Source organism: Shinella sp. WSJ-2, from assembly GCF_003432075.1.
Taxonomy (GTDB): domain Bacteria; phylum Pseudomonadota; class Alphaproteobacteria; order Rhizobiales; family Rhizobiaceae; genus Shinella.
The window spans coordinates 760,765-785,648 of record NZ_QWBU01000001.1; the positions used below are offsets into that span (position 1 = coordinate 760,765).

The window sequence follows — 24,884 nt, forward strand, 5'->3', positions numbered from 1 at the left end:
GTGCCGATGACGACAGAAGGCGTCACACAGCGAATTGAAATGGGTAGGCGAAGGGAGTTTTGGCGGCGAAGTGCCTACGCGAGAAGTGGCGTGATTCCAGCCGGGAGGCGCAGTCGACGTGTGATAACCATCATGGTCCTCCCTTTTCTCGCGTTGAAGATGCAGCTTGGGTAACCCGAAACGACGCAATTTGCCAGCGCCTTCGTCGCAAATTCGCATCTGCGGCCAATTCTGTTGCCTTCCAGCCACATCCCGGCTACCCCCGAGCCATGTCCGAACTCCGCATCGCCCTCTACCAGCCCGACATTGCCGGCAATACCGGCACGATCCTGCGTTTCGCCGCCTGCCTGGGGCTCGCCGTCGATATCATCGAGCCGGCCGGCTTCGACCTGTCCGACCGCAACCTGAAGCGCGCCGGCATGGACTATCTCGCGGCCGTGACGCTGACGCGACATGTCAGCTGGGACCGGTTCGAGGACTGGCGGCAGACGACCGGCCGCCGCCTGGTGCTCGCCTCCACCAAGGCCGCCGGCCTCTATACCGATTTCGCCTACCGGCCGGATGACATCCTGCTCTTCGGCCGCGAAAGCGCCGGCGTGCCGGACCGGGTGCACGATATCGCCGACGGCCGCGTGCTCATCCCCATGGTCGAGGGGCAGCGCTCGATCAACGTTGCGCTCTCCGCCGCGATGATCTGCGGCGAGGCGCTGCGCCAGACCGGGTTTGCCTGATCTAGCCATCGCCCCACCGGAAGAGACGGACGGCCACGGCCACGAGGCCGAGCACCAGCACGACCGCACCGACCATGGCATAGGCCGTGCCATAGTCGGATGCGCCGATCAGCGGCTGCGAGACGATCGGGGACAGAAACTGACCGGCGAAGATGCTGGAGACCAGAAGCCCTGAAATCCGGCCGCGCGAAGCGGGCGGCGCGAGCAGCATGGCGCTGGCCGCGAAATTCGGCATGATCGTTCCCATGCAGATGCCCGAGACGGCCATGGCGGCCAGGACGCCACCATAGCTTTCCGCGCCCGACAGCAGCAGAAAGGATAGCCCCGAAGAGACAAAGCCGAGGGCGAACACACCCATCAGGCCGATCCGCCGCCGGACCGGTGCGAAGACCAGCGAGCTGACGACACCGACGAGCTGCCCTGCTCCAATCGCGGCCCCCGCAAGGCTGGGTGCAGCAAAGCCAAGATGCTCAAGATAGAATGGCAACTGTGTCGGGATCATGTAGAAAGCGATCATGTTGACCGCGGCCGCGATGAACAGCACACCGAGCAGCACCGTCCTGCGCCCGTCGAGCCCGCCCTCGCCTGTTGCCGCAGCGGCGGGGCGAGCCCTTTGTGGCTCTGGCAGGAAGGCGATGGCGGCCGGCAGAAGCAGGATCGCCACGGCGTAGATAAAGAACGGTCCGCGCCAATGGATTTCGGCAAGGAAGCCGCCGCCCGTCAGGAAGAGTGTGCCGCCGATACCGACAAAGGCCTGCTGCAAACCCATGTACCGATCACGCGCAGGCCCTTGGAAGAAATCACCGACCAGCGCCGTCGTCGCCGTCATGATGCCGCCGACGGCAAGACCGAGCACGGCGCGGCCGACGAGCAGGCCGTTCAGCGTATCCAGAACCAGACCGGATGCACCCGCAACGGCGAAGAGGGCGAGCGAGGCGATCAGCAGGGGCTTGCGTCCGAAGCGATCGACGAGAAGCCCCGCGACAGGTGAAAACAGCGCGATGAACACGGCCGGCAGCGTCAAGACCAACCGGCTGAGCAGCGCGACATTCTCCACGTCGGCAAACCGGTCGGCTATGCCCGGCAGGGAGGCGGAAATCGTCGCCCCAGACATGATGGTCAGCGTGCTGACGAAGAGCAGCGTCGCATTGCGCCAGCGCTCCTGCGGCGAGCGGGCGATCTCCGCCATGGCATAGTGCTCCGGCTTCATGCTGCCGCCTCGTCGTAACGTGTCGCGATGCGCGCCGCCTTCAGCGCATTCGCCCACCAGGTCAGGCGCTTCATCAGCACGGCGAGCTGACCGTTGAGATGGCCGGGGCGGAAAGGATTTCCGGCAGGATCGAACTGCGTCCAGGCATGGGCAAGGCTCACGGTCTCGCGGATGGCGACAGCATGCAGCTCGGCGAAGACCAGCCGCAGCTGCTCTACGGCGCGCAGACCACCCGACACGCCGCCATAGGCGATGAAGGCGATGGGCTTGGCATGCCAGGGGCGGAAGCAGCTGTCGATGATGGCTTTCAAAGCGGCCGGATAGGCGTGGTTATATTCCGGCGTGACGATGAGAAAGGCATCGGCCTGCGAAATCCGGCTCTCGACTCTCTCCGTCGAGGGCGCATCGAGACCGCCGGGCGTGAAGGTCAGTTCGGCTGGATCGATGCGGATGATATCGTATTGATGGAAACCCGCGAGCTCCGGCTCCAGCCATCCCGCGATCGTATCGGCAAAACGTCCCTCGCGGCCGCTGCCATAAATGAGGGCGATGGTCAGTCTGTCTGTCATGCGTCTGGGCTCCATTTGAAATCAGGGAGCCCATGGTATAAAACCTCAAGCGAAGTTGAGGTCAACAGCCATGACGGAAAATTGTCCGAACAGCAAAATGCCGCGGGAACTCGGCGTCGGCGAGGTGGCAGAGCGCAGCGGCGTGGCGGTATCCACCCTGCATTTCTATGAGACGAAGGGGTTGATCCGCAGCCATCGCAACCGCGGCAATCAGCGGCGCTATCCGCGCAGCATTCTGCGCCGTGTCGCAGTCATCAAGGTCGCGCAGCGCACGGGCATTCCATTGTCGGAGATCGCGGACGCGTTGTCCGTGCTGCCGCATGACCGGCCGGTGACGGCGGAGGATTGGCGGACGCTCTCAAAAACCTGGCGCCGCCAACTGGACGACCGCATCGCGCGGCTTACCAAACTGCGCAACCAGATCGACGGCTGCATCGGCTGCGGCTGTCTTTCCATGCAGGAATGCCCGTTGCGCAATCCGCTCGATACGCTTGGCGCGGAAGGCCCGGGCCCGAGATTGCTCGAGCCCGATCCATCGGAAACAGTTTAAGGATCCAGACGCGTCGCCAGAAGCTTATCGACGCGGCGGCCGTCCATGTCGACGACCTCGAAACGCCAGCCCTGGGTTTCGGTGATCTCACCGGTTTTCGGGAGCTTCTGCAGCGATTCTATGACGAGGCCGGCAGCGGTCTGGTAGCTGCGGCGGCCGGGCAGTTGCAAGCCGAGGCGGTCGGCCATCTCGTCGATCGGCATCGAGCCGGAAATCAGCCAGGAACCGTCCTCGCGCTGCACCGCATGCTCGTCGTCGCCCTCTTCGATATCGGCGCGGAACACGCCGGCAATCGCTTCCAGCACGTCGGCGGGCGTGATGACGCCTTCGAAATGGCCGTACTCGTCATGGATAAGCAGGATCGGCACTTCGGAACTGCGCAGCGATTCCAGCACGCGCATCGCATCCATCGTATCGGGCACGATCGGCGCGGGGCGGATGAAGGCGCGGATATCGAGCGGCTGGCCCGTCAACATGGCCGACAGCAGCTCGCGCTTCTGCACGATGCCGACGATCGTTTCCGGCCCGCCATCGGCAACCGGCAGGCGGGAATGCTGGCTTTCGATCAGCTGCTGGTGGATTTCCTCGACGGTATCGCCAAGATCGATCCAGTCGACATCGTTGCGCGGGGTCATCAGACCGCGCGCCTCGCGGTCGGAAAAGCGCATCACGCCGGCGATCATCAGCTTCTCGCCACCCTCGATGACGCCGGCGGCTTCCGCCTCGGCTACAATGGTCTTAATCTCTTCATCCGTCACGATGCTTTCGGAAACCTCATGCTGGCCGAGCAGGCGGAAGATCAATCGCGTCGAGGCATCGAGGATCCAGACCGCCGGTGCGCCGATCTTCGACAGCAACGACATGGCCGGTGCCACGAGCGTGGCGAACCGCTCCGGGTTCTTCAGCGCGATCTGCTTGGGCACTAGCTCGCCGACGACGACGGAGAGGAAGGTGATGACGAAAATGACGATACCGTAGCCGAGCGGATCGGCCAGCCAGTCCGGCACACCCTCGGCAAAAAGGATGTCGCGCAGGCGGCCACCCAGTGCGGCACCGGAAAACGCACCGGCGAGAATGCCGATGAGCGTGATGCCGATCTGGACAGTGGAGAGGAATTTACCGGGATTTTCCGCCAGTTTCAGCGCAGATGCGGCACCGAGAGACCCTTGGGCCGCCATTGTCTTGAGGCGAGGCTTTCTTGCGGAAACGATGGAAAGTTCGGAAAGAGCAAAGACCCCGTTGAGGAGGATCAGGAAGACGGCAATCGCGAGTTCGAACAAGGACTGTGAGCCGTGCTTCAGAACCGCAACGGCGCCTTTCTATTGATGACGATGGCCGCAAGATAAGGGCGCGACGGCCCGCCGTCAATCGACGTTGCAGATTACACTCGCGTCAGACGGGTGTACGGAAGCCTTTTGAAGTATCAATCCGCGCTTGGCAGCCGGCGCATGGTGAACTCGATGCGGTCGCCATCCAGCATCCTCCAGCTTTCCACTTCGGTCCAGTAGGCAGCTTTCGGCCAATGGTCGAACCACTCGCGCGCCTTGTCGCGCGCCGCCTGCCGTTCCATGCAGAAGGTCTCGCGCACGAAGTTGCTCTCCCGCGCCGGCTTCTCGCGCCGGTGGCGCTCGATCTGGCGGCGGAGCCCATCGAGGGGCGGCGGTCCGGGAACACGCGCCATATCGTTTTCTCCTGGCAGCACATTCAACACGGCAAACATAGGCTGCCGCCGCGCATTTTGCGAGTCTAGCCGTCCCCAGCCAAAAATCCGTTTTTGTTGCCAAATGGCCCAAAGTTAACGAGTGTGACCAAAATACGATTCGGCGGCCCTGCCGCCAGTGGGAAACACCCCAGCGAGACATATCATGGAACGACCAGACCTGCCGAAAGGCCTTCCCGACGACATCGAGGACAAGAAGGACGCCGCCCGCGCCTGGTTCGAGCACCTGCGCGACGCGATCTGCTCCAGCTTCGAGGCGCTCGAGGACGAGCTGGCCGGTCCGCTTTCCGATCTGCCCGCCGGGCGTTTCGTCGCCAAGGACTGGCAGCGCGATGGTGGCGAAGGCGGCGGCGGCCGCATGTCGATGATGGAAGGCCGCGTCTTCGAGAAGGTCGGCGTGCACACCTCCACCGTTCATGGAGAGTTCTCGCCGGAGTTCCGCGGCCAGATTCCAGGTGCCTCCGAAGATCCGCGCTTCTGGGCCTCCGGCATCTCGCTGATCGCCCATCCGGTGAACCCCAATGTGCCGGCAGTGCACATGAACACCCGCATGGTCGTCACCACCAGTCGCTGGTTCGGCGGCGGGGCCGACCTGACGCCGGTGCTCGACCGCCGCCGCACGATGGACGATCCCGATACGCAGCTCTTCCACAAGGCGATGGAAATCACCTGCAACCGCCATCCGGTCGCCGATCACCGTAAATTCAAGGAATGGTGCGACGACTACTTCTTCCTCAAGCACCGCAACGAACCGCGCGGAACAGGCGGCATCTTCTATGACTGGCTGCATTCCTCGGAGGAGCTCGGCGGCTGGGAGGCGGATTTCGCCTTCACGCAGGATGTCGGCCGCGCCTTCGCCATGGTCTATCCGCGCATCGTGCGCAACAACTTCAACAATGGCTGGACGGAAGAGGACCGCGACGAACAGCTCGTGCGCCGCGGCCGCTATGTCGAGTTCAACCTGCTCTACGACCGCGGCACGATCTTCGGCCTGAAGACGGGCGGCAATGTCGATTCCATACTGTCATCGCTGCCGCCTGTGGTGCGCTGGCCCTGACGGTCGAGGACCCGCGATCCCGCTCTTGTGATAGCGGCTTTACGCGCTTGGTGGTAGAATGCGCCTCATATCAGTTCATGGAGGAGGCAGTCATGATACCCACATCCCTGGATGCGGCGGTCGCGGACCTCAATCCGCAATCCGCCGATTTTCTCGACCGTTTTGCCGAAACCATGCGCGCCGAGGGCGGCATGGATCTTTCGCATGCCTATTTCGTCGAAGAGGCCAGGCGGCAGCTCGCCGGCGGCACGGTTTATCATCTCGCTGATCACCACACCAGGCAGGAACAGTTCCAGTCGTCCGCCTGCTTCGATGCTTGGGCGAAGGACGAGGATGCGGCCTGACGTAGTGTTCCGATGCGAAACGATCGACGGGCCTTGAGGGAACTCACAGGCCCGATTTTCGTTGTCGCTATGTCGCGGTTTGGCCGATCACGCCTTATCTGCTAAACTGATCCCGTTGAAACGACAGGAGATAGGTCATGAGACTTTTTGAATGCGGTTCACTCGTCCCCGGATGCGAATGGCATACGCGGGCCAATGACGATGCCGAAGTCGTGCGCCGCGCGGTGGAGCACATGCGCTCCGCCCATGGCGAAACCATGATCCGTGAAAGCATGGTCGACCATATCAAGGAACGCGTTGTCGACGAGAAGGCGGCAGACGCCGCCTGACGCTGATCGAAATCAGCCCTCTTTCATAAGGGTTTCCAGCCGGGCAAGCAGCTTTGCCCGGCCGTCATGGAAATTGCCCGCCACCCACTCATCCTCGATCGTGCCTAGGAGCAAGCCGACCTTCGGTCCGGCCGGAATGCCTGTTGCCAGCACATCCGCGCCATTGAGCGGGAAGGACGGCTTCTGCCATTTTTGCGCCCGCGCGAGCAGCCGCTGGCAAAGACCGGCAAAGGCAAGCGCCTCGGGATCGCCGAGCCCGCGCGCGCGGGCAGAGGCGAGCGCGAGCCTCACCCGCATGGTGAGGCCCTGCTGGCCGTGGCGATAGAGCAGCCGGTCGAATGCCGTTTCGGCAAGTTTGGGCGCGATCTCGGGGGCAGACGCCCAATAATCCATCGTCGCGGCCTCCGCCTTGGAAAGCCGCAGCCGTTCGGCCATCGCCTTCAACCGCTCCCGGTCCGCCGGAACCATGGCGGCAAGCCTCAGCAGCGCATCCGGCGCCCAGCCGAAAGCCTTTTCCGCCTCGATCAGGCCGGGAATGGCATCGATGCCCCACTTTTCCGTCTCGGGCAGGATTTCGGTGAGCACGCCGGCCTGGCGCATCCAGAGCAGTGCACGGCCCGGATCGGGCGCGGCAAGCAGCTTCTTCGTCTCCGACCAGACCCGCTCGGCCGAGAGCTTGCCAAGGCTGCCCTTGGCCCGCGCGCAGGCCCGCAACCCATCCGCATCCGGTCGGCCGCTGCCATAGAGCGCGAAGAAGCGGAAGAAGCGCAGGATGCGCAAGTGATCTTCCGCAATGCGCGTCGCCGCATCGCCGATGAAACGCACCGTGCGGCTTTCGATATCCGGCAGGCCGTTCACGAGGTCGATGACCGCACCGTCGGCGGTCGCATAGAGCGCGTTGATGGTGAGGTCGCGCCGCTCGGCATCCGTCTGCCAGTCCGTGCCGAAGGCGACGTCCGCATGGCGCCCATCGGTGGCGACGTCGCGGCGCAGGGTCGTCACCTCGAAGGGTTTCCCCTCGATGACCAGCGTCACCGTACCGTGCTCGATACCGGTCGGCACCGCCTTGATACCGGCCGCTTTCGCGCGCTCGACCACCACGTCGGGCCGGAGCGTCGTCGCGATATCCACATCGGCGACCGGCAGGCCCATCAGGCTGTTGCGCACGGCGCCGCCCGCAACCCGCCCCTCGCCGCCGTCGCTGTTGAGCAGCGCCAGAACGCGAGAGAGCGCCGGATCGGCAAACCACGCCTCACCCGAAACAGACGTCATGCATAAAGCCTTTCATAGATCACCCGCACGATGCCGGCGGTGATGCCCCAGATGTTATGCCCCTCATAGGGCATGCGATAATAATGCCGCTCGGAGCCCAGCCAGACGCCGCTGCCCCGTTCGTGGTTGCGCGGATCCATCAGGAAGGAGAGCGGCACGTCGAAGACCGTCTCGACCTCCGCCGGGTTCGGGATCAGTTCGAAGCCGGGCTGGACCACGGCGAGAACCGGCGTGATCGAAAACCCCGACAGCGCCTTGTACTGCGGCAGGCGGCCGACCGGCTCGACGAAGCGACGGTCGAGGCTGATCTCCTCCTCCGCCTCGCGCATCGCCGCCGTCTCGACATCCGCGTCGTCCTCGTCGACGCCGCCGCCCGGAAAGGCGATCTGGCCGGAATGTTTTCTGAGCGTCGCCGTCCGCTGGGTGAAGATGACGCGCGCATCGTCGCCGTCATCCACAACCGGGATCAGCACCGCGGCATCGCGCAGCTTCATGCCCTCGATATGCTCGATGACACCGGGATTGAGCAGGCTGTCGCCGTGCTCGCGCCAGCTCTCGTCGCCGAGTGTGAGCATCTGCTCCGCCGCGCGACGGCGGAATTCGGCGGCACTGTAGGGGGCAAAGCTCATCGCGACAGCGCATCCAGTTCGGCCGCCGGCATGACCGGGAAGACCACGCCACCAGAGCGCACCGCAAACATCTCGACGCCATCGATTTCAACCACTTCGCCGAGGTCGACGAGATCGTACATGACCGCACGCGAGACCAGCGCCTCCAGCCGGCCGCGCACGAGAAGATAGGGCTTCAACTCGTTGTTTTCACCTGAGATCACGAAGCGCAGCGGATGCTCCGCCCCCGCTTCGACGACATCGCCGACATTCGTGCGAAAGGTGAGCCTGCGATCCGCCCCCTCCCCGCTCACATTCATCTCGACGGCCAGAAACGGCGCATCGACGATGCGGATGCCGACCTTCTCGACCGGCGTCACCAGATAGGTCCTGCCGTCCTCGTCCTTGCGCAGCACCGTGGAAAAAAGCCGCACCAGCGGCGCGCGGCCGATCGGTGTGCCCAGATAGAACCAGGTGCCGTCGGCGCGGATTTCCATGTCGATATCGCCGCAGAACGGCGGGTTCCAGCGCTCGACCGGCGGCAAGCCGCGCCCGCCGGTTTCCGCGGATGCCCGCGCGATCAGCGCGGCCAGTCCCGCCGCGTCGCTGCTGCCTTGAATTTCGCCCGTTGCCATTGTTCCGTCCCGGTTCAACCCTATCTCCGCGAGAGGAAAAGGTGGATACATCCTTTTTCACGAGATAGTCATTTCGTGGCCGCTTGTCAGCCACAGGTGAGCTAATAAGCTTTCTATGTAGGACGCGAACGCGGCAAGGCCACGATTCGCTGCGCGTTTGGAACCGGTACTGGAGATAAAGATGGGCGTTCAGAATTCCTCCGAGTCCGGCCTGGACGAAAAAGCCGTCATCGCCGCGGCCGAACGGGCGCTCTCCGACATCGCCGTCATCCGCAAGGAAGTCGCCAAGGTCATCTTCGGCCAGGAAAGCGTGGTCGAGCAGACCATGCTCGCTGTGCTCTCGGGCGGCCATGCGCTGCTCGTCGGCGTGCCGGGCCTTGCCAAGACCAAGCTCGTCGCCACGCTCGGCACCGTACTCGGTCTTGCCGGGAGCCGCATCCAGTTCACGCCGGACCTGATGCCGTCGGATATTCTTGGCTCCGAGGTCATGGATCAGGACGACAACGGCAAGCGCTCCTTCCGCTTCGTGCCCGGACCGATCTTTACGCAGCTTTTGATGGCCGACGAGATCAACCGCGCCTCGCCGCGCACCCAGTCCGCCCTGCTCCAGGCCATGCAGGAGTATCACGTCACCGTCGCCGGCCGGCCGAATGACCTTCCCAAACCCTTCCACGTGCTCGCGACGCAGAACCCGCTGGAGCAGGAAGGCACCTATCCGCTGCCGGAAGCCCAGCTCGACCGCTTCCTGCTGCAGGTCGACGTGCACTATCCGGAACTCGCCGCCGAACGGCAGATCCTGCTCGAAACCACCGGCGTGCACGAAGCCCATGCGGAAGCAGCCATCACCGCGGCGCGCCTCATCGAGATCCAGACCCTCATCCGCCAGATGCCGGTCAGCGAAAAGGTGCTCGACGCGATCCTGTCACTCGTGCGTTCCGCCCGTCCCGGCAATGGAGTCGCCTCCACCGACAAGCACGTCGCCTGGGGCCCCGGCCCGCGCGCCGGCCAGGCCATGATGCTCTGCGCCCGCGCCCGCGCGCTCTATGAAGGCCGCCTCGCGCCCTCTGTCGACGACGTGCTCGCGCTTGCCGAACCGATCCTCCAGCACCGCATGGCATTGACCTTCGGTGCCCGCGCCGAGGGCATGTCGGTGCGCGACGTCATTGCAGGCCTCGTCCGGCAGGCGGGCGGCTGATTAAGGAAAGCGCATGGCATCCGTCGGCCAGATCGTCGCGCCAACCCCGACCCGCGAGGTGCTTTCGCGGGCGCAGGCGCGTGCGGCCCTCATTCCCGATTGCATGGTCGAAGCCCAGCGCCTCGCCAACACCGTGATTGCCGGCTGGCACGGCCGCCGCAAGCGCGGCATCGGCGAGAATTTCTGGCAGTTCCGCCCCTATGTCGACGGCGAGAGCCTGTCGCGCATCGACTGGCGCCGCTCGGCCCGCGACGATCATACCTATGTGCGCGACCGTGAATGGGAAGCCGCCCACACCGTCTGGATCTGGGCCGACCTCTCGCCGTCCATGATGTACAAATCCACGCTCGGCAGCGTCTCGAAGGAAAGCCGCGCGCTGGTGCTGATGCTGGCGCTTGCCGAAATCCTTGCCCGTTCCGGCGAGCGCATCGGCTGCCCCGGCATCATGGAGCCGATCGCGGCGCGCAACGCCGCCGAACGGCTCGCCACCGCCCTCATGCACAACGGCACGACCGGCGGCCTGCCGGAAACCGGCATGATCCGCGGCAACAGCGATATCGTGCTGATCGGTGATTTCCTCGATCCCGTCGAGGATGTCATGAACCGTCTCGGCCCGCTCGCCCGCCGCGGCCTGCGCGGCCATGTGGTGGAGATCGCCGATCCGGCGGAAGAGACCTTTCCTTATGCCGGCCGCACCGAATTCACCGATCCCGAAAGCGGCCGAAAGCTGACAGCCGGTCGCGCCGAGACGCTGAAGGACGACTATGCCCGCGCCTATATCGCCCGCCGCGAGACGCTGGCGGACAACCTTCGCCATCTCGGCTGGAGCTTCGTGCCGCACCGCACCGACCGGCTCGCCTCCGAGGCGCTGGTCGCCGTGCACATGTATCTCTCCGGCATGCCGGCGATGAAGTCGGAGGGCCGCGGCCGATGAGCGCCTTTGCCTTCGCCTTTCCCGCCGTGCTGACGACGCTGGTGCTGCTGCCCGTCATCTGGTGGCTGCTGCGCCTGACGCCGCCGAAGCCGCTCACGGAAGTCTTCCCGCCCTTCGCCATCCTCGCCTCCATCCTGAAGCGTGAGGAGACGCCGGCGCAGAGCCCCTGGTGGCTGACGCTGCTGCGCATGCTGATGGCCGCAGCCGTGATCTTCGCCATCGCAGACCCGGTCTTCAACCCGCGCAGCAACACGCTGGCCTCCAGTGGTCCGCTCGTCCTTGTCGTCGATAACAGCTGGGCGTCCGCCACCGACTGGCCGCGCCGCGTCGAGACCGCCACCGCGCTGATCGATGATGCCGAAAGCCGCGACGTGCCGATATCGCTGGTGCTCACCGCCGACCGCCAGCACGACGCCGTGCCCGTCGATGCCATCACCGCCCGCAATCGGCTGGCCGCCGCCGAGCCGCGCCCGCTGCCGGCCGATCGCACCGCCGCGATCGCATCGCTGCGGACGGCCCTCGACGGCACTGCGCCGGGCACCGTGGCCTTCATCAGCGACGGCATGGCGAGCGGCGAAACGGACGAGACGGTCGCAGCCCTCAAGGCGCTGTCGCCCGCCGAATTCCGCCTGATCGAGAGCGACGGCGCGTCCGCCGTCGCGATCACCGCCGCAAACAACGGCGCCGATGCCCTCTCCGTCACCCTCACCCGCCTCGATGGCCGCGCGCCGCGCAGCCTGCCGCTGACCGCGCATGATTCCCGTGGCCGGCCGATCGCGACCGGCGTTGCCGAATTCGCCGTCGGTGCGACCACCACGACCGGCACGATCACCGCACCCTTCGAGCTGCGCAATGATTTCGCCCGCCTGACCGTCGACGGCCTCGCCAATGCTGGCGGCACCTATCTGCTCGACGACGGTTTCCGCCGCCGCCGCGTCGCCTTCCTCTCCGGCGAGGTGGTGGATGCCAGCCAGCCGCTGCTCTCGCCGCTGCACTATATCAACCGGGCACTGGCCCCCTATGCCGACCTGCTCGAGCCGAGCGTCGCCGATCTCTCGGTCGCCGTGCCCGAACTCATTGAACAGAACCCTTCCGTAATGATCATGGCCGATATCGGCCGACTGCCGGAGGATGTGCAGGCCGAAGTTAAACGCTGGGTGGAAGCCGGCGGCATGCTGATCCGCTTTGCCGGCCCGCGCCTCGCCGCCGCCCCCGCCGACGATCCGCTCGTGCCGGTGCTGCTGCGCAAGGGCGAGCGGGCGCTTGGCGGCGCGCTGTCGTGGTCCGAGCCGCAGCCGCTGTCGGCCTATCCGGCCAACAGCCCGTTCTTCGGCATGCGTGCGCCCGATAACATCCTCATCAAGCGCCAGGTTCTGGCCGAACCGACGCCGGATCTGGCCGAACGCACCTGGGCAAGCCTTGCCGATGGCACGCCATTGGTGACGACGGGTCCGCTCGGTTCTGGTCGCATCGTGCTCTTCCACATCAGCGCGGAAACCGGCTGGTCGAACCTGCCGTTGTCGGGCGATTTCGTCGAGATGCTTCGCCGCACCGTGCAATTGTCGCGCGGCGGCGGCGTCTCCTCCAAGGGGGGCGAGGCTCAACGCCTGCCGCCCTACCGCCTGATGACCGCCAACGGCACGCTGGCCGCCGCCACCGGCGAGGCCAAGCCGCTCGCCGCCAGCGAGAGCGCCAAGGCCATCGCCACCTTCGACAACCCGCCCGGCCTCTACGGCACGGAGGACGGCTATGTCGCGCACAACCTCTTCCCCGCCGGCTACGAAATCCGCCCGCTGGCCGTCGCCGAAGGTGCCGGCGTGCTCCGCGAGCCGCTCGCGGGCAAGGAGACCTGGTCGCTGAAACCGCATCTCTTCACACTCGCCGCCCTGCTCCTGCTCGCCGACTGCGCCATCGTGCTCTTCATGGGCGGCGCCTTCGCCGCAGCCACCCGTCGTGTGCCGAACCGCAGCGCTACCGCCGCCGTGCTCTTGGCAATTATGGCGGGTGCATTGATCGCAATGCCCGGCGAAAGCCGCGCGGACGATGCCAAACCCGGCGACGACGCGATCCTCTCGCGGCTCGATACGACCCATCTCGCCTATGTCGTGACCGGCGAAGGCGAGGTCGACCGCATCTCCGAGCGCGGCCTGGCCGGCCTCACCGAATTCCTCACCTACCGCACGACGCTGGAGCCCGGCGAGCCCGTCGGCGTCGATATTTCCAAGGACGAGCTGTCGCTCTACCCGATCATTTATTGGCCGGTGAGCGCCTCTGCCGAAATGCCGTCGAATGCCGCCATCAGCCGCATTGACGCCTATATGCGCAACGGCGGTACTGTGCTGTTCGACACGCGCGACCAGTTCGTCTCGCTCGACGGCAATTCGACGAGCCCGAACACCGAGCGCCTGCAGGCGATCCTCGCCAATCTCGACATTCCGCCGCTGGAGCCCGTCCCGGCCGATCACGTCCTGACCAAGGCGTTCTATCTGCTTGCCAATTTCCCCGGCCGCTATGCCGGAAGCCCGCTCTGGGTGGAGGCCGAACTTGACCGCAAGGAAGACCCGTCACGCCCGGCCCGCGCCGGCGACGGCGTCTCGCCGATCATGATCACCGGCAACGATTTTGCCGGCGCCTGGGCGGTCGACGCCAATGGCATGGCGCTCCTGCCGACCGTGCCGCCGGACGAGGTGCAGCGCGAACACGCCTTCCGCTCCGGCGTCAACATCATGATGTACATGCTGACCGGCAACTACAAGGCGGACCAGGTGCACGTGCCCGCCCTCCTCGAGCGGCTGGGACAGTGACATGACCATGCAGTTCTCCCCTTTCCTGCCCTGGATCGCCATCGCCCTGATCGCCCTTCTCGGCGTGCTGCTTTCCGCCCTCGGCCTCTGGCGCGGCCTGCGCGGCGCGCTGGTGCGCGCCTTCGCCCTTGCCCTGATCGTGCTGGCCGTCGCCAATCCCGTACTCATGCAGGAGGATCGCGAGGCGCTGTCGACCGTGGTGCCGGTCATCGTCGACCGCAGCCAGAGCCAGGACAGCGCCGAGCGCACCGCCGAGACGGACGCGGCCCTCGCCGGTCTCAAGGAGCGGTTCGCCCGCTATCCGCGCATCGAGCCGCGCATCGTGGAGGCCGGCGATGACGGCACGTCGGACACACCTTCCACCCGCCTCTTCGACGCCTTGAATTCAGCCGTCGCCGACGTGCCGCGCTCACGCGTCGGCGGCGCGATCTTCATCACCGACGGTCAGGTGCATGACGTTCCCGAGCCCGGTGCCTTCTCCGGCTTCGATGCCCCCATCCATGCACTCGTCACCGGCCGGCCGGATGAATTCGACAGGCGCATCGAGGTGGTCAGCGCACCGCGCTTCGGCATTGTCGGCGAGCCGCAGGAGCTGAAATTCCGCGTGGTGGACGATGGTGCCGGCCCCGGCGGCACTGCCCGCGTGACCGTGCGCCTCAACGGCAACGAGATCGCCTCGGAGATCGCCGAACCCGGCACCGAACAGCCGCTCGGCTTCACCGTTCCGCGTGGCGGCAATAATATTCTGGAATTCGAGGTGGAGCCCGTTCAGGGCGAGATCACGGCGGCCAACAACCGCGCCGTCCATGTCATCGAGGGTATCCGCGAGAACCTGCGCGTGCTGCTCGTCTCCGGCGAACCGCATGCCGGCGAACGTGCCTGGCGCAATCTGCTGAAGTCGGACACCGCCATCGACCTCGTGCATTTCACCATTCTGCGCCCGCCGGAAAAGCAGGACGGCACGCCGATCAACGAGCTCTCGCTGATCGCGTTTCCGACACGCGAGCTCTTCGTCGACAAGATCAACGAATTCGACCTGATAATCTTCGACCGCTACCAGCACCGCGGCGTGCTGCCGATCCTCTACTACGACAACATCGCGCAATATGTCGAAAACGGCGGCGCGCTGCTGATCGCGGCGGGGCCGGAACATGCGGGCAATGATTCGATTGCCGGCACGCCGCTCTCCGTCGTGCTTCCCGCAAACCCGACCGGCGAGATGAATGTCGCGCCCTTCTATCCGCGACTTTCCGAGCAGGGCAAGAAACACCCCGTCACGCGCGGCCTCGAAGGGGCCGATTCGGAGCCGCCGCATTGGGGCCGCTGGTTCCGCACCGTCGATGTGCAGCGTCCGCAGGGCAATGTCGTGATGGAAGCCAATGACGGCAAGCCGCTCTTGGTGCTGAACCGCGCCGGCAAGGGCCGCGTCGCCATGCTGCTTTCCGACCAGGGCTGGCTCTGGGCGCGCGGTTTCGAAGGCGGCGGACCGCATGTCTCGCTCTACCGGCGCACGGCCCATTGGCTGATGCAGGAACCAGCGCTGGAAGAAGAATCGCTGACGGCCCGCACCTTCGGCCGCACCCTGCAGATCAACCGCCAGACGATCGGCGATGCGCCGGGCGAGGCCACGCTGAAGATGCCCTCCGGCAAGACGGAGCAGGTGAAGCTCACGGAAGCCGAACCCGGTCTCTACCGCGCGGAAATCCCCACGACCGAGACTGGCCTCTACGAGATCACCAACGACAATCTCAATGCGCTGGTGCATGTCGGTGCCGTCGATGCGCCGGAATTCAAGGCGACGATTTCGACGACCGAGACCCTGAAGCCGCTCGCCGATGCCACGAAGGGCACCGTGCGCCGGCTGGTCGACGAAAACGGCAATGCCGTCTCGCTGCCGCCGCTCCTGCCTGTTTCCGGCCAGATCCGTACGGTGGATGAGAACAGGCTGTCACTGCGCATGACGGACGAAACCGTGCTGAAGGGCATCAACACGCTGCCGCTCTTCGCCGGTTTTGCCGGTGTCGGCCTACTGCTCCTCGCCTTCTCCGCCACCTGGTATCGCGAAGGCCGGTAAACGGCCCGGAAGGCGGCTTCGCCTTCCCTTTTCCACCCCCGAAAAAATCCGCTGAAACCCTTGGAAATCCGGCCGCTTCTCGCGTGTCGGGCGATGGCGTCTGCAACTACAGGCTCAGGCAAGCTCACCCCTGTAACGCATAGACTGACCGATAGTGAATTTCGTCTGTTCTTTCGTCTCATTTTCTCAGGATTTTGCCTATGACGTCGATCGTTTCCTCCTTGAGCATCACCCAGATCAAGGCGCTTTCGACAGCCGCCATCCAGAGCTGGTCGACCGAGGACGTCGCCTCGTTGACGACCTCACAGCTCAACGCATTCTCCTCCAAACAGATTGCGGCCCTTGAAGCGGAAGACATCGAAGTTCTCGGCTCGCGCCAACTGAGCGCCATCTCGCAGACCGCCATCATCGGCCTGACGCTGGAACAGCTCGGTGCCCTCGACCGGGCGATCAGCAGCCTTACCCCAAACCAGATCGCCGCCTTGAGCACCACGCAGGTGAAGGCCTTGACGGAAGATCAGGCCGAGGCCCTGACCTCGGCACAGGTGCGGATGCTGAGCGCCGCCCAGCTCTCAGTCTTTACGCCGGAGGAAATCGCCACCTTCTCCGCCGAGGACATGGCCGCGATCAACTATAAGGCCGTGCAGGGTCTCAGCACGGCGGCCATTGCGCTGCTTTCGGACGAACAGATCGGCAATTTGAACGCACAAGCGCTTGCCGGTTTCTCGAACGCCCAGATGAGTGCGCTTACGCCCGAGCAGGTCGCCGCCCTCTCCACCGCGCAGGTCGCCCAGCTCAAGCCGGCGCAGATCGCGGCACTTTCGACCGCAGCCGTCGCCGCCTTCACCTCGACGCAGATTCCAGCCCTTACAAGCACCGCCATCACCGGCCTTAGCACAGCGCAGATTCGCGCACTCGACGCCGACCTGCTCGAGGCATTGACTCCCCGCCAGACCAAGATGCTGACCGCCGCACAGCTGGCCGCCATAGGCTCCGATGGCATCCTTACCTTTTCCTCGGCCGACATTGCAGCAATTTCCGTCGGCGCGCTGTCCGGCATCAGCACCGGTGCGATCGCCGCCCTTTCCAGCGAACAGATGGCGGGCCTCACCGCAAGCATCATCACCGGTCTGACCGTCGCGCAAGTCAGCGCTCTGACCGCCGACCAGGTCGGCAATCTGACATCGGCGCAGATACGCGCCCTGAGCTCCGCGCAGCTCGCCGGCCTGTCTGCCGAGGACATTGCGGCACTTTCGGAAGAGAGCATTTCCGCCATCACTGCCAAGGCATTGAAGGGTCTTGGTACTGTCGCCATTTCAGCGCTGTCCGACGATCAGATCGCATCGCTGACGACCGCGCAGATCAACGCGCTGGCCGCCTGGCAGATCGCAGCACTCGGGACGGCCGGCATCGCTGAATTCAGCACGGCCCAGATCACGGCCATCAGCGCGACGGGGATCGCCGGCCTGACCTCGGCACAGATCACCGCCCTCGATATGGATCAGCTGGAAGCCTTCACGCCGGTCCAGACAAAGGCATTCACGTCCACGCAGCTCTCCGCGCTCGATGCTGATACGATCGAAGCCTTCTCGGCCATGGACATCGCCGCCTTTTCGGCTGCGGCGATCGTCGGCCTCAACACGGCCGCCATATCGGGATTGTCCTCCGACCAGGTCGCGGCGCTGAGTGCCAAGACCATTTCGAGCCTGACGACGGCCCAGATCAACACGCTCTCTGCCGAACAGGCCGAAGCCCTGACCGTCGTGCAGATCCGCGCGCTGACGGCCACCCAGCTCGGCGCGATCGACTCCTACACGTTCGAGGCCTTCACCAGCACGAAGATCGCCGCACTGCAGCCGGCAGCCCTGCTCGGCCTAGGCACCGATGCACTCGCCTCCCTCAGCACGGCACAGATCGCCGCGATGGCACCCAGCCAGATCGCCGCACTCAAACCCTGGCAGCTCGGCGCGCTCGATGCCGATCAAGCCGAGGCGCTGACGCCGGCGCAACTTCGCCAGCTAAGCGCGACACAATTGGCAGGTTTCAGCGCGGAAGCACTCGAGACCTTCTCGACAGCCGACATCGCAGCCCTTGCCAACAAGTCTGTTGCCGGGCTCACCACCGACGCGATCGCCGCGCTGTCGACCGACCAGATCGCCGCTCTCAGCGCCGCCGCCTTCTCCAGCCTGACGGGTGCACAGGTCGGCGCACTCAGCACCGAGCAGATCGGCGCACTTTCGACGCTGCAGGTCGCCGCCCTCGGTGTGACGCAGCTTCGTGCGCTGGATCCGGAAGGCTTCGAGTCCCTCACGTCAGCCCATATTGCTGCGATCAACAGCAAGGCCATATCCGCGCTCGGCACCGATGCCATCGCCAACCTTTCCACGGACCAGATCGCGGCCCTCAGCACCGGCACCATCGCAAGCCTTACCGCCAAGCAGCTCGGCGTGATGACCACGGCTCAGGCCGAAGCCCTCACCTCGGCGCAGGTGCGTGCCCTTTCATCGAGCCAGCTTTACGCGCTCGGCAACGACAATATCGCAACCTTCTCGACCGAAGACCTCGCAGCGATCCACAGCAAGGCCGTACCCGGTCTTCCGACCGGCGCCCTCGCCGCACTTTCGACCGCTCAGATTGCCGTCCTAACGACTGCCCAGATCGTCGGCCTTACAACCGCGCAATTGGCAGCAGTGGCCCCGGAATTCCTGGGATCGCTGACCACGGCCCAGATCGCGGCGCTCAGCACCGCCGTCATCGCCAGCCTCACCACGGCGCAGATCGCCGAGCTCGACACCGCGCAAGCCGAGGCGCTGACCTCCGCGCAGGTGCGCGTCCTCACCTCGGACCAACTCGCCGAGTTCACGTCGCAGGAGATCGCGACCTTCTCCACCGCCGATATCGCCGCCATCACCAAGGGTGCCGTCGGGCTGAGCGAGGAGGCGATAACCGGCCTGTCGACCGCGCAGGCCGCGGCTCTCAGCCGCAACGCGCTCGCCTCCATGACGGCCGCACAGATCGAGGCTTTGACCACCGCCCAGATCGCCGCCTTCACCACATCGCAGATCGGCGCGCTCACCTCCACGCAGGTGGCAGCGCTTGAGTCACAGGATATTCAGGCCCTCTCTACCACCCAGATCGCAGCGATCGCCAACCGTGCGCTTGCCGGCTTCACGCCAGGGACCATTGCCGGCCTCAGCTCCGCTCAGATCGCGGCCATCAGCAGCATCGCGATTTCCGGCCTGACCACCGCGCAGATCGATGCCTTGAGCTCGACCCAGGTCGGGCAGCTCTCCACGACCCAGCTCAAAGCAATGACCGCCGCCCAGATCGGAGCACTCGGCGAAAACCTGGCCGCGCTCTCCACCGCGCAGATTGCAAGCCTCAACTCGACGGCCATTCCCGGTCTGACCACCAGTCAGGTCGATGGCCTGACCGCAGATCAGATCGCAGCCCTCTCGACCGCGCAGATCAGCGCGCTAACCGCCCTCCAGATCGCAGCCTTCAGCCCTGCCGAAGTTACCGCCTTCAGCACCGCCCAGATCGCTGCTCTTGGCGTCACCGGCATTCCGGGCCTCACCAGCGACCAGATCGAAGCTCTCAGCACCGACCAGGTCGGCGCGCTCTCCAGCCGCCAGATGAGCGCGTTGACTTCCGCCCAGCTCGGCGCGATGACGACGCAGAACGTGGCCATCCTCACCACCGGCCAGATCGCAGGCCTCAATGCGGCAAGCATTCCGGGCTTGACCTCGCAGCAGCTCGCCACGCTCAGCACCAGCCAGGCAGAGGCACTAACCGAAGCGCAGATCCACGTCATCACCTCCGAGCAGATCAGCGAACTCGGCTCCGACGACATCGCCACCTTCTCGACCAAGGACATCGCCGCGATCACGGCAGGCGCCATCGGCGGCCTGTCGGCGGCGAAGATCGCCTCACTGTCGACCGCCCAGATTGCAGCCTTCAGCACGGCGGCCATCGCCGCCATGACGACCGCACAGATCGCGGCTCTTTCGACCGCGCAGGCTGAAGCCCTGACGAGCACGCAGGTCGCAGCACTCGGCTCCACACAGCTGGCAGCCTTCGGTGCCGATGACATCGCCACCTTCTCATCGAAGGACCTGGCATCCATCACGTCGGATGCCATTGCCGGCATGTCGACGGCAACGCTCGCAGCCCTTTCGACCACGCAGATCGGCTTCCTTGGCACCGCAAGCATCAGCGGGCTAACGGCCCGCCAGATGGCCGCCCTTGGTACCGCGCAGGCGGAAGCCCTGAGCAGCACGCAGATTGCCGCCCTCTCCTCCACCCAGCTGGCCGCACTCTCCTCGGATGCGATCGCCACCTTCTCGACGCGCGAAATGTCTGTCATCGGCTCGGATTCCGTCACAGGCCTTTCCACGAGCGCTATCGCCGGCCTCTCCACCGGCCAGATCGCCGCGCTCAACTCCATGGCCATCGGCAGCCTGCTGCCGCGGCAGATCGCAGCGCTCACCAGCGATCAGCTCGATGCCATGACGCCCGCGCAGGTGCGTGCCCTCGGTGCCCGCCAGATCGCTTCGCTCGGCACCGAATATATCGCGGCCCTTTCGACGGCGCAGATCGCAGCGCTTTCGACGGCCGCAGTCGCCGGCCTGTCGACGGCGCAGATCGCAGCCATGACGACGGCGCAGGCCGAAGCCCTGACCAGCACGCAGGTCAGTGCGCTGACGTCGCGTCAGATCGCCGCCCTCGGCATGGACGATCTCGACACCTTCTCGACTGCCGACATGGCCGCCATCAGCTCCAGCGCGATGTCCGGCCTGTCGACCGGCATGCTCGCCTCGCTGACGACGAGCCAGATTGCCGCACTTGGCCCGGCCGGGCTTTCCGGCATGACGAGCGAGCAGATCGCGGCCCTCAGCAGTGCGCAGGTTGCGGCACTGACCACGGCGCAGATCGCTGGCTTCGGTTCCAAGCAGGTCGCGGGTCTCGCCACGGAGGACATCGCAGCCCTCTCGGCGGCGCAGATCGCAGCGCTCAGCACGGGCGGCATTGCCGGCCTGACGACCGCACACATCGCCGTGCTCTCCACCGAACAGGCGGAGGCGCTGAGCAGCACGCAGATCGCAGCGTTCAAATCGACGCAGATCGCCGCCTTCCACACAGACACGATCGAGACCTTCACCGCCCGCGAAATCGGCGCGATCAGCTCCAGTGCGGTGGCCGGCCTCTCGACGGCGATGATCGCCGTCCTGACGACGGCGCAGATTGCCCAGATCAACGGTTCCGGCTTGACGAGCACGCAGGTCAACGCCTTGAGCTCGATACAGCTCGAAGCCTTGACGACGACCCAGCTTGCCGCGTTCGGCTCCACCCAGGTCGGCGGTCTCGGCACGGACGATATCGCGCTGCTTTCGCCAGCACAGATCGCCGCGCTCGGCACCGCCGGTGTTGCGGCCCTTTCGACCAGCCAGGTGGCGGCCCTCGCGCCCGACCAGGCCGAGGCGCTGACCAGCACGCAGGTCGCCGTACTCAGCTCCACGCAGATCGGCGCGCTCAGCACGGATGACCTTGTGCTGTTTTCCAACGACGACATGGCCGCGATCAGCTCGCGCGCCGTCGCCGGCCTCTCGACCGCTGCACTCCATGCTCTGACCGAGAGCCAGATCGCGGCAATGAGCCCATCCGGCATTTCCGGCCTTGCCAGCGACCAGATCGCAGCCCTCAGCAACGATCAGGTCGAGGCGCTGACCAGCGCGCAGGTCGGCGCGCTCACCGCCCGCCAGCTTTCGGCCTTCACCGCCGACCAACTGCGCACCTTCTCGACTGCCGACATGAGCGCCATCAGCTCGATCGCCATGTCGGGCCTGCCCGCCTCGATCCTTTCGGGCTTCAGCGCCGAACAGATCGCGGCCCTCAGCCCGGCCGGTTTCGCCGGCCTGTCGACGAGCCAGATCGATGCGCTCAGCACGAGCCAGATCGCCGGGCTTTCCACGGCGCAGCTCGCCGCCCTCGGCTCCCGCCAGATCGGCACACTCGGTGTGGATGACATCGCCGCCCTGACGGCAGCACAGATCGCCGCCTTCAGCGCCAACGGTATCGCAGGTCTCACAGGCTTACAGGCCGCAGCCCTGACACAGGAGCAGGCCGAAGCGCTCTCTTCGACACAGGTCGCATCGCTGAGCTCAGGCGCACTGGCCGGCCTCTCGACGCAGGCACTCGACACGCTCTCGCTGGCCAAGCTCTCGGCCATCGGCTCCACCGCCATCCGCGGCCTGCCGGCCAGCTACCTTGCGACCCTGTCGGACGCCGAAATCGAGGCCCTCAGCACCGGCGCGATCTCAGGCCTGACCAGCGCCCAAATCGGCGCGCTCAGCGTCACACAGCTGGAAGCCTTCTCGGTTGCGCAGATCGGGGCGCTCAGCGTATCCGGCCTCGCCGGCCTGACAACCGCTCAGATGCAGACGATCTCGGCCGACGAACTCGCCGCGATCAGCCCCGCCGCTCTCAAAGGCCTCTCCTCTGCCGCCATGGGCTCGCTCTCCACCGAGAACGTCGCTGCGCTCAGCAAGACCCAGCTTGCCGCATTGAGCTATAGCCAGATGGCGGCACTGAGCGCCACGCAGATCGGCGCGCTCTCGGCCGATCAGGTCGGCGCACTGACGGCAACACAGGCGGCCGCGCTGGGCGCAGATGACTTCGGCCACTTCTCGGTCGATCACATCCTGGCGCTGAGCTCCAACGCAATCTCCGGCCTCAGCACGGCCACGCTCGCCGGCCTGACCTCCGATCAGGCCAACGCCTTCACGCCCGGCCAGTTGGCGAGCATGACCTCGGCGCAGATCAGTGCCCTGTCGCAGGCCGGCTCGGGCGGTGCTTCGGTGCAGAGCTTCTCGTTCACGGACACCTCGTCGGATACGGGAACCTCGTCCGGATCGGGCAACGATGAGATCGCCTCGATCATCTCGTCCTACCTCTCGACCTGAAGCTTTTGGATTCGAATCGAAAAGGCCGCCCCAAACATTTGAGGGCGGCCTTTTCGTTGATGGGCGTGTCTGGTCAGGACGGATTGTAGGTCGGAAAGCCACTACATTTGCTGCTGATCGCAGACCGGCAATCGCTGGGTCGATAAAGCCGTTTGTAACCGCCCTGTTCCGCGCGGAGCTGCTGCTTGCGTTGATGCGCGCGCAGCTGCGCTTCGGAACTGGAATACTGCGTACCGGCCTCCCGAGACGGAGCTGTCGTGCAACCCGCCATGCCGAAAGCGCCTGCCATCATCACGGCGACAACGGTGAAAAGGGCTCTGTTCCTGCGCATCCGATCCTCCTGCAATTGTCTGAGCATAGCACGCACTACCCTTTCGATGAATGACGGAAGCGACTTTTCAAAGCATCCTTCCCTGGCTATGGTTCCGCCACGGCCGGAGGCGGCCGGCAGACCCGCGCCTTTCAAGGCATGGCGAACGCCTCCAAAAAAACCTTTCTCCACCGTTCATCGTGGGCGAAGGCGTCGGCAATGCGGGCACTGACGAAGACTTCGCCGGAACGAAAGGAACGGACATGCGCGATTATCGCGATGCCAAAGCCATGGCAAAAGCCCTGCGCGAAACCCTTGCAGCCCGCAACACCGAGATCAGCCACAGCGAAGCGCTGGAAATCGTCGCCCGCCAGTTCGGCGTCGATACCTGGAACATCCTGTCGGCAAAGATCGAGGCAAAACCGAAATCCGACGTCGTAGAGTTCGAACAGGCCGTGCCGATTGTACGCATCTTCGACGTGCCGAAAGCGCAGGAATTCTATCTCGGCTTTCTCGGCTTCACGACCGACTGGGAACACCGGTACGGCGACAATTTCCCGCTCTACACGCAGGTTTCGCGCGGCGGTCTGCGGCTGCATCTATCGGAACATGCGGGCGATGCGACGCCGGGCGGCAACATGGTCGTCTACATGAAGGGCATCCGCGCCTTCCAGAAGGAACTGATCGCCAAGGACTACCGCTATATGAAGCCCGGCCTCGAAGACGAGGGCACGCGGCTGGAGGTGACCGTCACCGATCCCTTCCAGAACCGCATCCGCTTCATGGAGCACAAGGACTAGGAAGCAACGACGAGGGGTTTGCCCCTCGTCACTCCGCCCGCCAGGCGATGACGCCCTTCAGCCGCTCATGCGTGTCGTCCGCAAAAGGCATGACGAGCACGCGGGCGGGATCGACCGGGCCAGGGAAAGCCAGCGCATTCCAGGCGACCTTTTCGAAACCGAGCGGGCCGTAATAGGGCGGATCGCCGACGAGCACGACGGCCTCGGACCCCTTCCGCTTGGCGGCGGCGCAGGCGATGTGCAACAATTCGCGGCCGATGCCCCGGTTCTTGTGCGAGGGCCGGACCGCGAGCGGACCGAGGAGATGCGCCTTCACGCCGCCGGCCAGAACCGGCGTCATGCGGACGGAAGCGATCGTCTCGCCGTCGTCCGTGCAGACGAAGGAGAGCGACAGATCGTGCGGCCCCTGCTCGCGGATGCGGGCTGCGGCACGCACATGCCGGCCGGGACCGAAGGCTTCTTCGTTGATATGTTCGATGGCCGCGTCGTGGGAGGCATCTTCCGTCAGGTAGACGATGTCGTGCTTGAGCATGTTCATGGTGTCAGGAAACCGGATACGAAGCTAGGGATGCGGGTTATCGCGCCGCCGCCGAAGGGGGCGCAGCAGGAGCATCAGCGTCGTCGTGGGTTTCCCGTGTAGAACATGCGATCGTCTTCCTCGCCGGCTTGAGCGCCGGTGCTGATCTGCGCGGATAGCAGAAATTTTCCTTCTGTCAAAGAGCAAAACGCACCGTTCACTAAAAAGCACCTATCCAGCACATGCCCATGCGCTATCTATGA

General features: G+C 65.2%; 19 protein-coding genes. 11 read left to right on the forward strand and 8 right to left on the reverse strand.

Features of this window, described 5'->3' with window-relative positions; all coding sequences use genetic code 11:
• The first annotated feature begins 269 nt into the window (after nucleotides 1–269).
• Nucleotides 270–731 carry a tRNA (cytidine(34)-2'-O)-methyltransferase gene (locus D0Y60_RS03625; protein ID WP_117366789.1) on the forward strand — a complete coding sequence of 154 codons (462 nt, stop codon included), beginning with the start codon at nucleotides 270–272 and terminating at the stop codon, nucleotides 729–731.
• A 1-nt stretch (nucleotide 732) separates the two neighbouring features.
• On the opposite strand, the gene D0Y60_RS03630 is transcribed toward D0Y60_RS03625, so the two are convergent.
• Nucleotides 733–1,941, reverse strand: coding sequence for an MFS transporter (locus D0Y60_RS03630; RefSeq protein ID WP_117366791.1), 1,209 nt, complete (start codon nucleotides 1,939–1,941; stop codon nucleotides 733–735).
• A complete protein-coding gene (locus D0Y60_RS03635) occupies nucleotides 1,938–2,510 on the reverse strand; it encodes an NAD(P)H-dependent oxidoreductase (protein WP_117366793.1) in 573 nt (190 codons plus the stop codon). The genes D0Y60_RS03630 and D0Y60_RS03635 overlap by 4 nt, the downstream gene beginning before the upstream one ends.
• 97 nt (nucleotides 2,511–2,607) lie before the next feature.
• On the opposite strand from D0Y60_RS03635, the gene soxR reads away from it, so the two are divergent.
• Complete coding sequence (soxR, locus tag D0Y60_RS03640) at nucleotides 2,608–3,060, forward strand: redox-sensitive transcriptional activator SoxR (protein ID WP_348627851.1); 453 nt, start codon at nucleotides 2,608–2,610, stop codon at nucleotides 3,058–3,060.
• Here the strand turns inward: soxR and D0Y60_RS03645 are convergent.
• Both D0Y60_RS03645 and D0Y60_RS03650 read right to left on the reverse strand, forming a co-directional pair.
• Entirely contained in the window at nucleotides 3,057–4,340 is a 1,284-nt protein-coding gene (locus D0Y60_RS03645) for a hemolysin family protein (protein ID WP_117366797.1), read from the reverse strand. The genes soxR and D0Y60_RS03645 overlap by 4 nt on opposite strands.
• A 143-nt stretch (nucleotides 4,341–4,483) precedes the next feature.
• Nucleotides 4,484–4,741 carry a hypothetical protein gene (locus D0Y60_RS03650; RefSeq protein WP_117366799.1) on the reverse strand — a complete coding sequence of 86 codons (258 nt, stop codon included), beginning with the start codon at nucleotides 4,739–4,741 and terminating at the stop codon, nucleotides 4,484–4,486.
• A 184-nt stretch (nucleotides 4,742–4,925) separates the two neighbouring features.
• Here D0Y60_RS03650 and hemF point away from each other — a divergent pair, with 184 nt between their 5' ends.
• From hemF to D0Y60_RS03665, 3 genes are all read left to right on the forward strand, one after another.
• Complete coding sequence (gene hemF, locus D0Y60_RS03655; RefSeq protein ID WP_117366801.1) at nucleotides 4,926–5,837, forward strand: oxygen-dependent coproporphyrinogen oxidase; 912 nt, start codon at nucleotides 4,926–4,928, stop codon at nucleotides 5,835–5,837.
• A 92-nt stretch (nucleotides 5,838–5,929) separates the two neighbouring features.
• A complete protein-coding gene (locus D0Y60_RS03660) occupies nucleotides 5,930–6,181 on the forward strand; it encodes a hypothetical protein (RefSeq protein ID WP_117366803.1) in 252 nt (83 codons plus the stop codon).
• Nucleotides 6,182–6,318: 137 nt separating this feature from the next.
• The gene (locus D0Y60_RS03665; protein WP_117366805.1) at nucleotides 6,319–6,510 is read left to right on the forward strand and encodes a DUF1059 domain-containing protein; all 192 of its coding nucleotides are present in this window, start codon (nucleotides 6,319–6,321) and stop codon (nucleotides 6,508–6,510) included.
• Nucleotides 6,511–6,522: 12 nt separating this feature from the next.
• On the opposite strand, the gene D0Y60_RS03670 is transcribed toward D0Y60_RS03665, so the two are convergent.
• The 3 genes from D0Y60_RS03670 to D0Y60_RS03680 are packed head-to-tail and all read right to left on the reverse strand — an operon-like array spanning nucleotide 6,523 to nucleotide 9,025.
• The gene (locus tag D0Y60_RS03670) at nucleotides 6,523–7,782 is read right to left on the reverse strand and encodes a CCA tRNA nucleotidyltransferase (protein ID WP_117366807.1); all 1,260 of its coding nucleotides are present in this window, start codon (nucleotides 7,780–7,782) and stop codon (nucleotides 6,523–6,525) included.
• Nucleotides 7,779–8,411, reverse strand: a complete 633-nt coding sequence (locus D0Y60_RS03675; protein ID WP_117366809.1) for a CoA pyrophosphatase — start codon at nucleotides 8,409–8,411, stop codon at nucleotides 7,779–7,781. The genes D0Y60_RS03670 and D0Y60_RS03675 overlap by 4 nt, the downstream gene beginning before the upstream one ends.
• Nucleotides 8,408–9,025 carry a DUF1285 domain-containing protein gene (locus D0Y60_RS03680; RefSeq protein ID WP_117366811.1) on the reverse strand — a complete coding sequence of 206 codons (618 nt, stop codon included), beginning with the start codon at nucleotides 9,023–9,025 and terminating at the stop codon, nucleotides 8,408–8,410. The genes D0Y60_RS03675 and D0Y60_RS03680 overlap by 4 nt, the downstream gene beginning before the upstream one ends.
• Nucleotides 9,026–9,206: 181 nt before the next feature.
• On the opposite strand from D0Y60_RS03680, the gene D0Y60_RS03685 reads away from it, so the two are divergent.
• The 6 genes from D0Y60_RS03685 to D0Y60_RS03710 all read left to right on the forward strand — a co-directional run bounded on the left by D0Y60_RS03685 (nucleotide 9,207) and on the right by D0Y60_RS03710 (nucleotide 24,104).
• A complete protein-coding gene (locus tag D0Y60_RS03685) occupies nucleotides 9,207–10,220 on the forward strand; it encodes a MoxR family ATPase (protein ID WP_117366813.1) in 1,014 nt (337 codons plus the stop codon).
• A 13-nt stretch (nucleotides 10,221–10,233) separates the two neighbouring features.
• On the forward strand, nucleotides 10,234–11,154 hold the full coding sequence (locus D0Y60_RS03690; RefSeq protein ID WP_117366815.1) for a DUF58 domain-containing protein: 921 nt from the start codon (nucleotides 10,234–10,236) through the stop codon (nucleotides 11,152–11,154).
• Nucleotides 11,151–13,958 (forward strand): DUF4159 domain-containing protein, encoded by a 2,808-nt coding sequence (locus D0Y60_RS03695; protein WP_117366817.1) that lies wholly within the window; start codon nucleotides 11,151–11,153, stop codon nucleotides 13,956–13,958. Before D0Y60_RS03690 ends, D0Y60_RS03695 begins: the two co-directional genes overlap by 4 nt.
• Before the next feature lies 1 nt (nucleotide 13,959).
• Nucleotides 13,960–16,032, forward strand: coding sequence for a hypothetical protein (locus D0Y60_RS03700; protein ID WP_117366819.1), 2,073 nt, complete (start codon nucleotides 13,960–13,962; stop codon nucleotides 16,030–16,032).
• A 200-nt stretch (nucleotides 16,033–16,232) separates the two neighbouring features.
• On the forward strand, nucleotides 16,233–22,994 hold the full coding sequence (locus D0Y60_RS03705; protein ID WP_117366821.1) for a hypothetical protein: 6,762 nt from the start codon (nucleotides 16,233–16,235) through the stop codon (nucleotides 22,992–22,994).
• A 573-nt stretch (nucleotides 22,995–23,567) separates the two neighbouring features.
• Nucleotides 23,568–24,104, forward strand: coding sequence for a glyoxalase superfamily protein (locus D0Y60_RS03710; RefSeq protein ID WP_117367088.1), 537 nt, complete (start codon nucleotides 23,568–23,570; stop codon nucleotides 24,102–24,104).
• Between the two features lie 28 nt (nucleotides 24,105–24,132).
• Here D0Y60_RS03710 and D0Y60_RS03715 read toward each other — a convergent pair whose 3' ends face one another.
• Nucleotides 24,133–24,642: an N-acetyltransferase gene (locus D0Y60_RS03715; protein ID WP_117366823.1), complete on the reverse strand. Its 510-nt coding sequence runs from the start codon at nucleotides 24,640–24,642 to the stop codon at nucleotides 24,133–24,135.
• Between the last annotated feature and the right edge of the window lie 242 nt (nucleotides 24,643–24,884).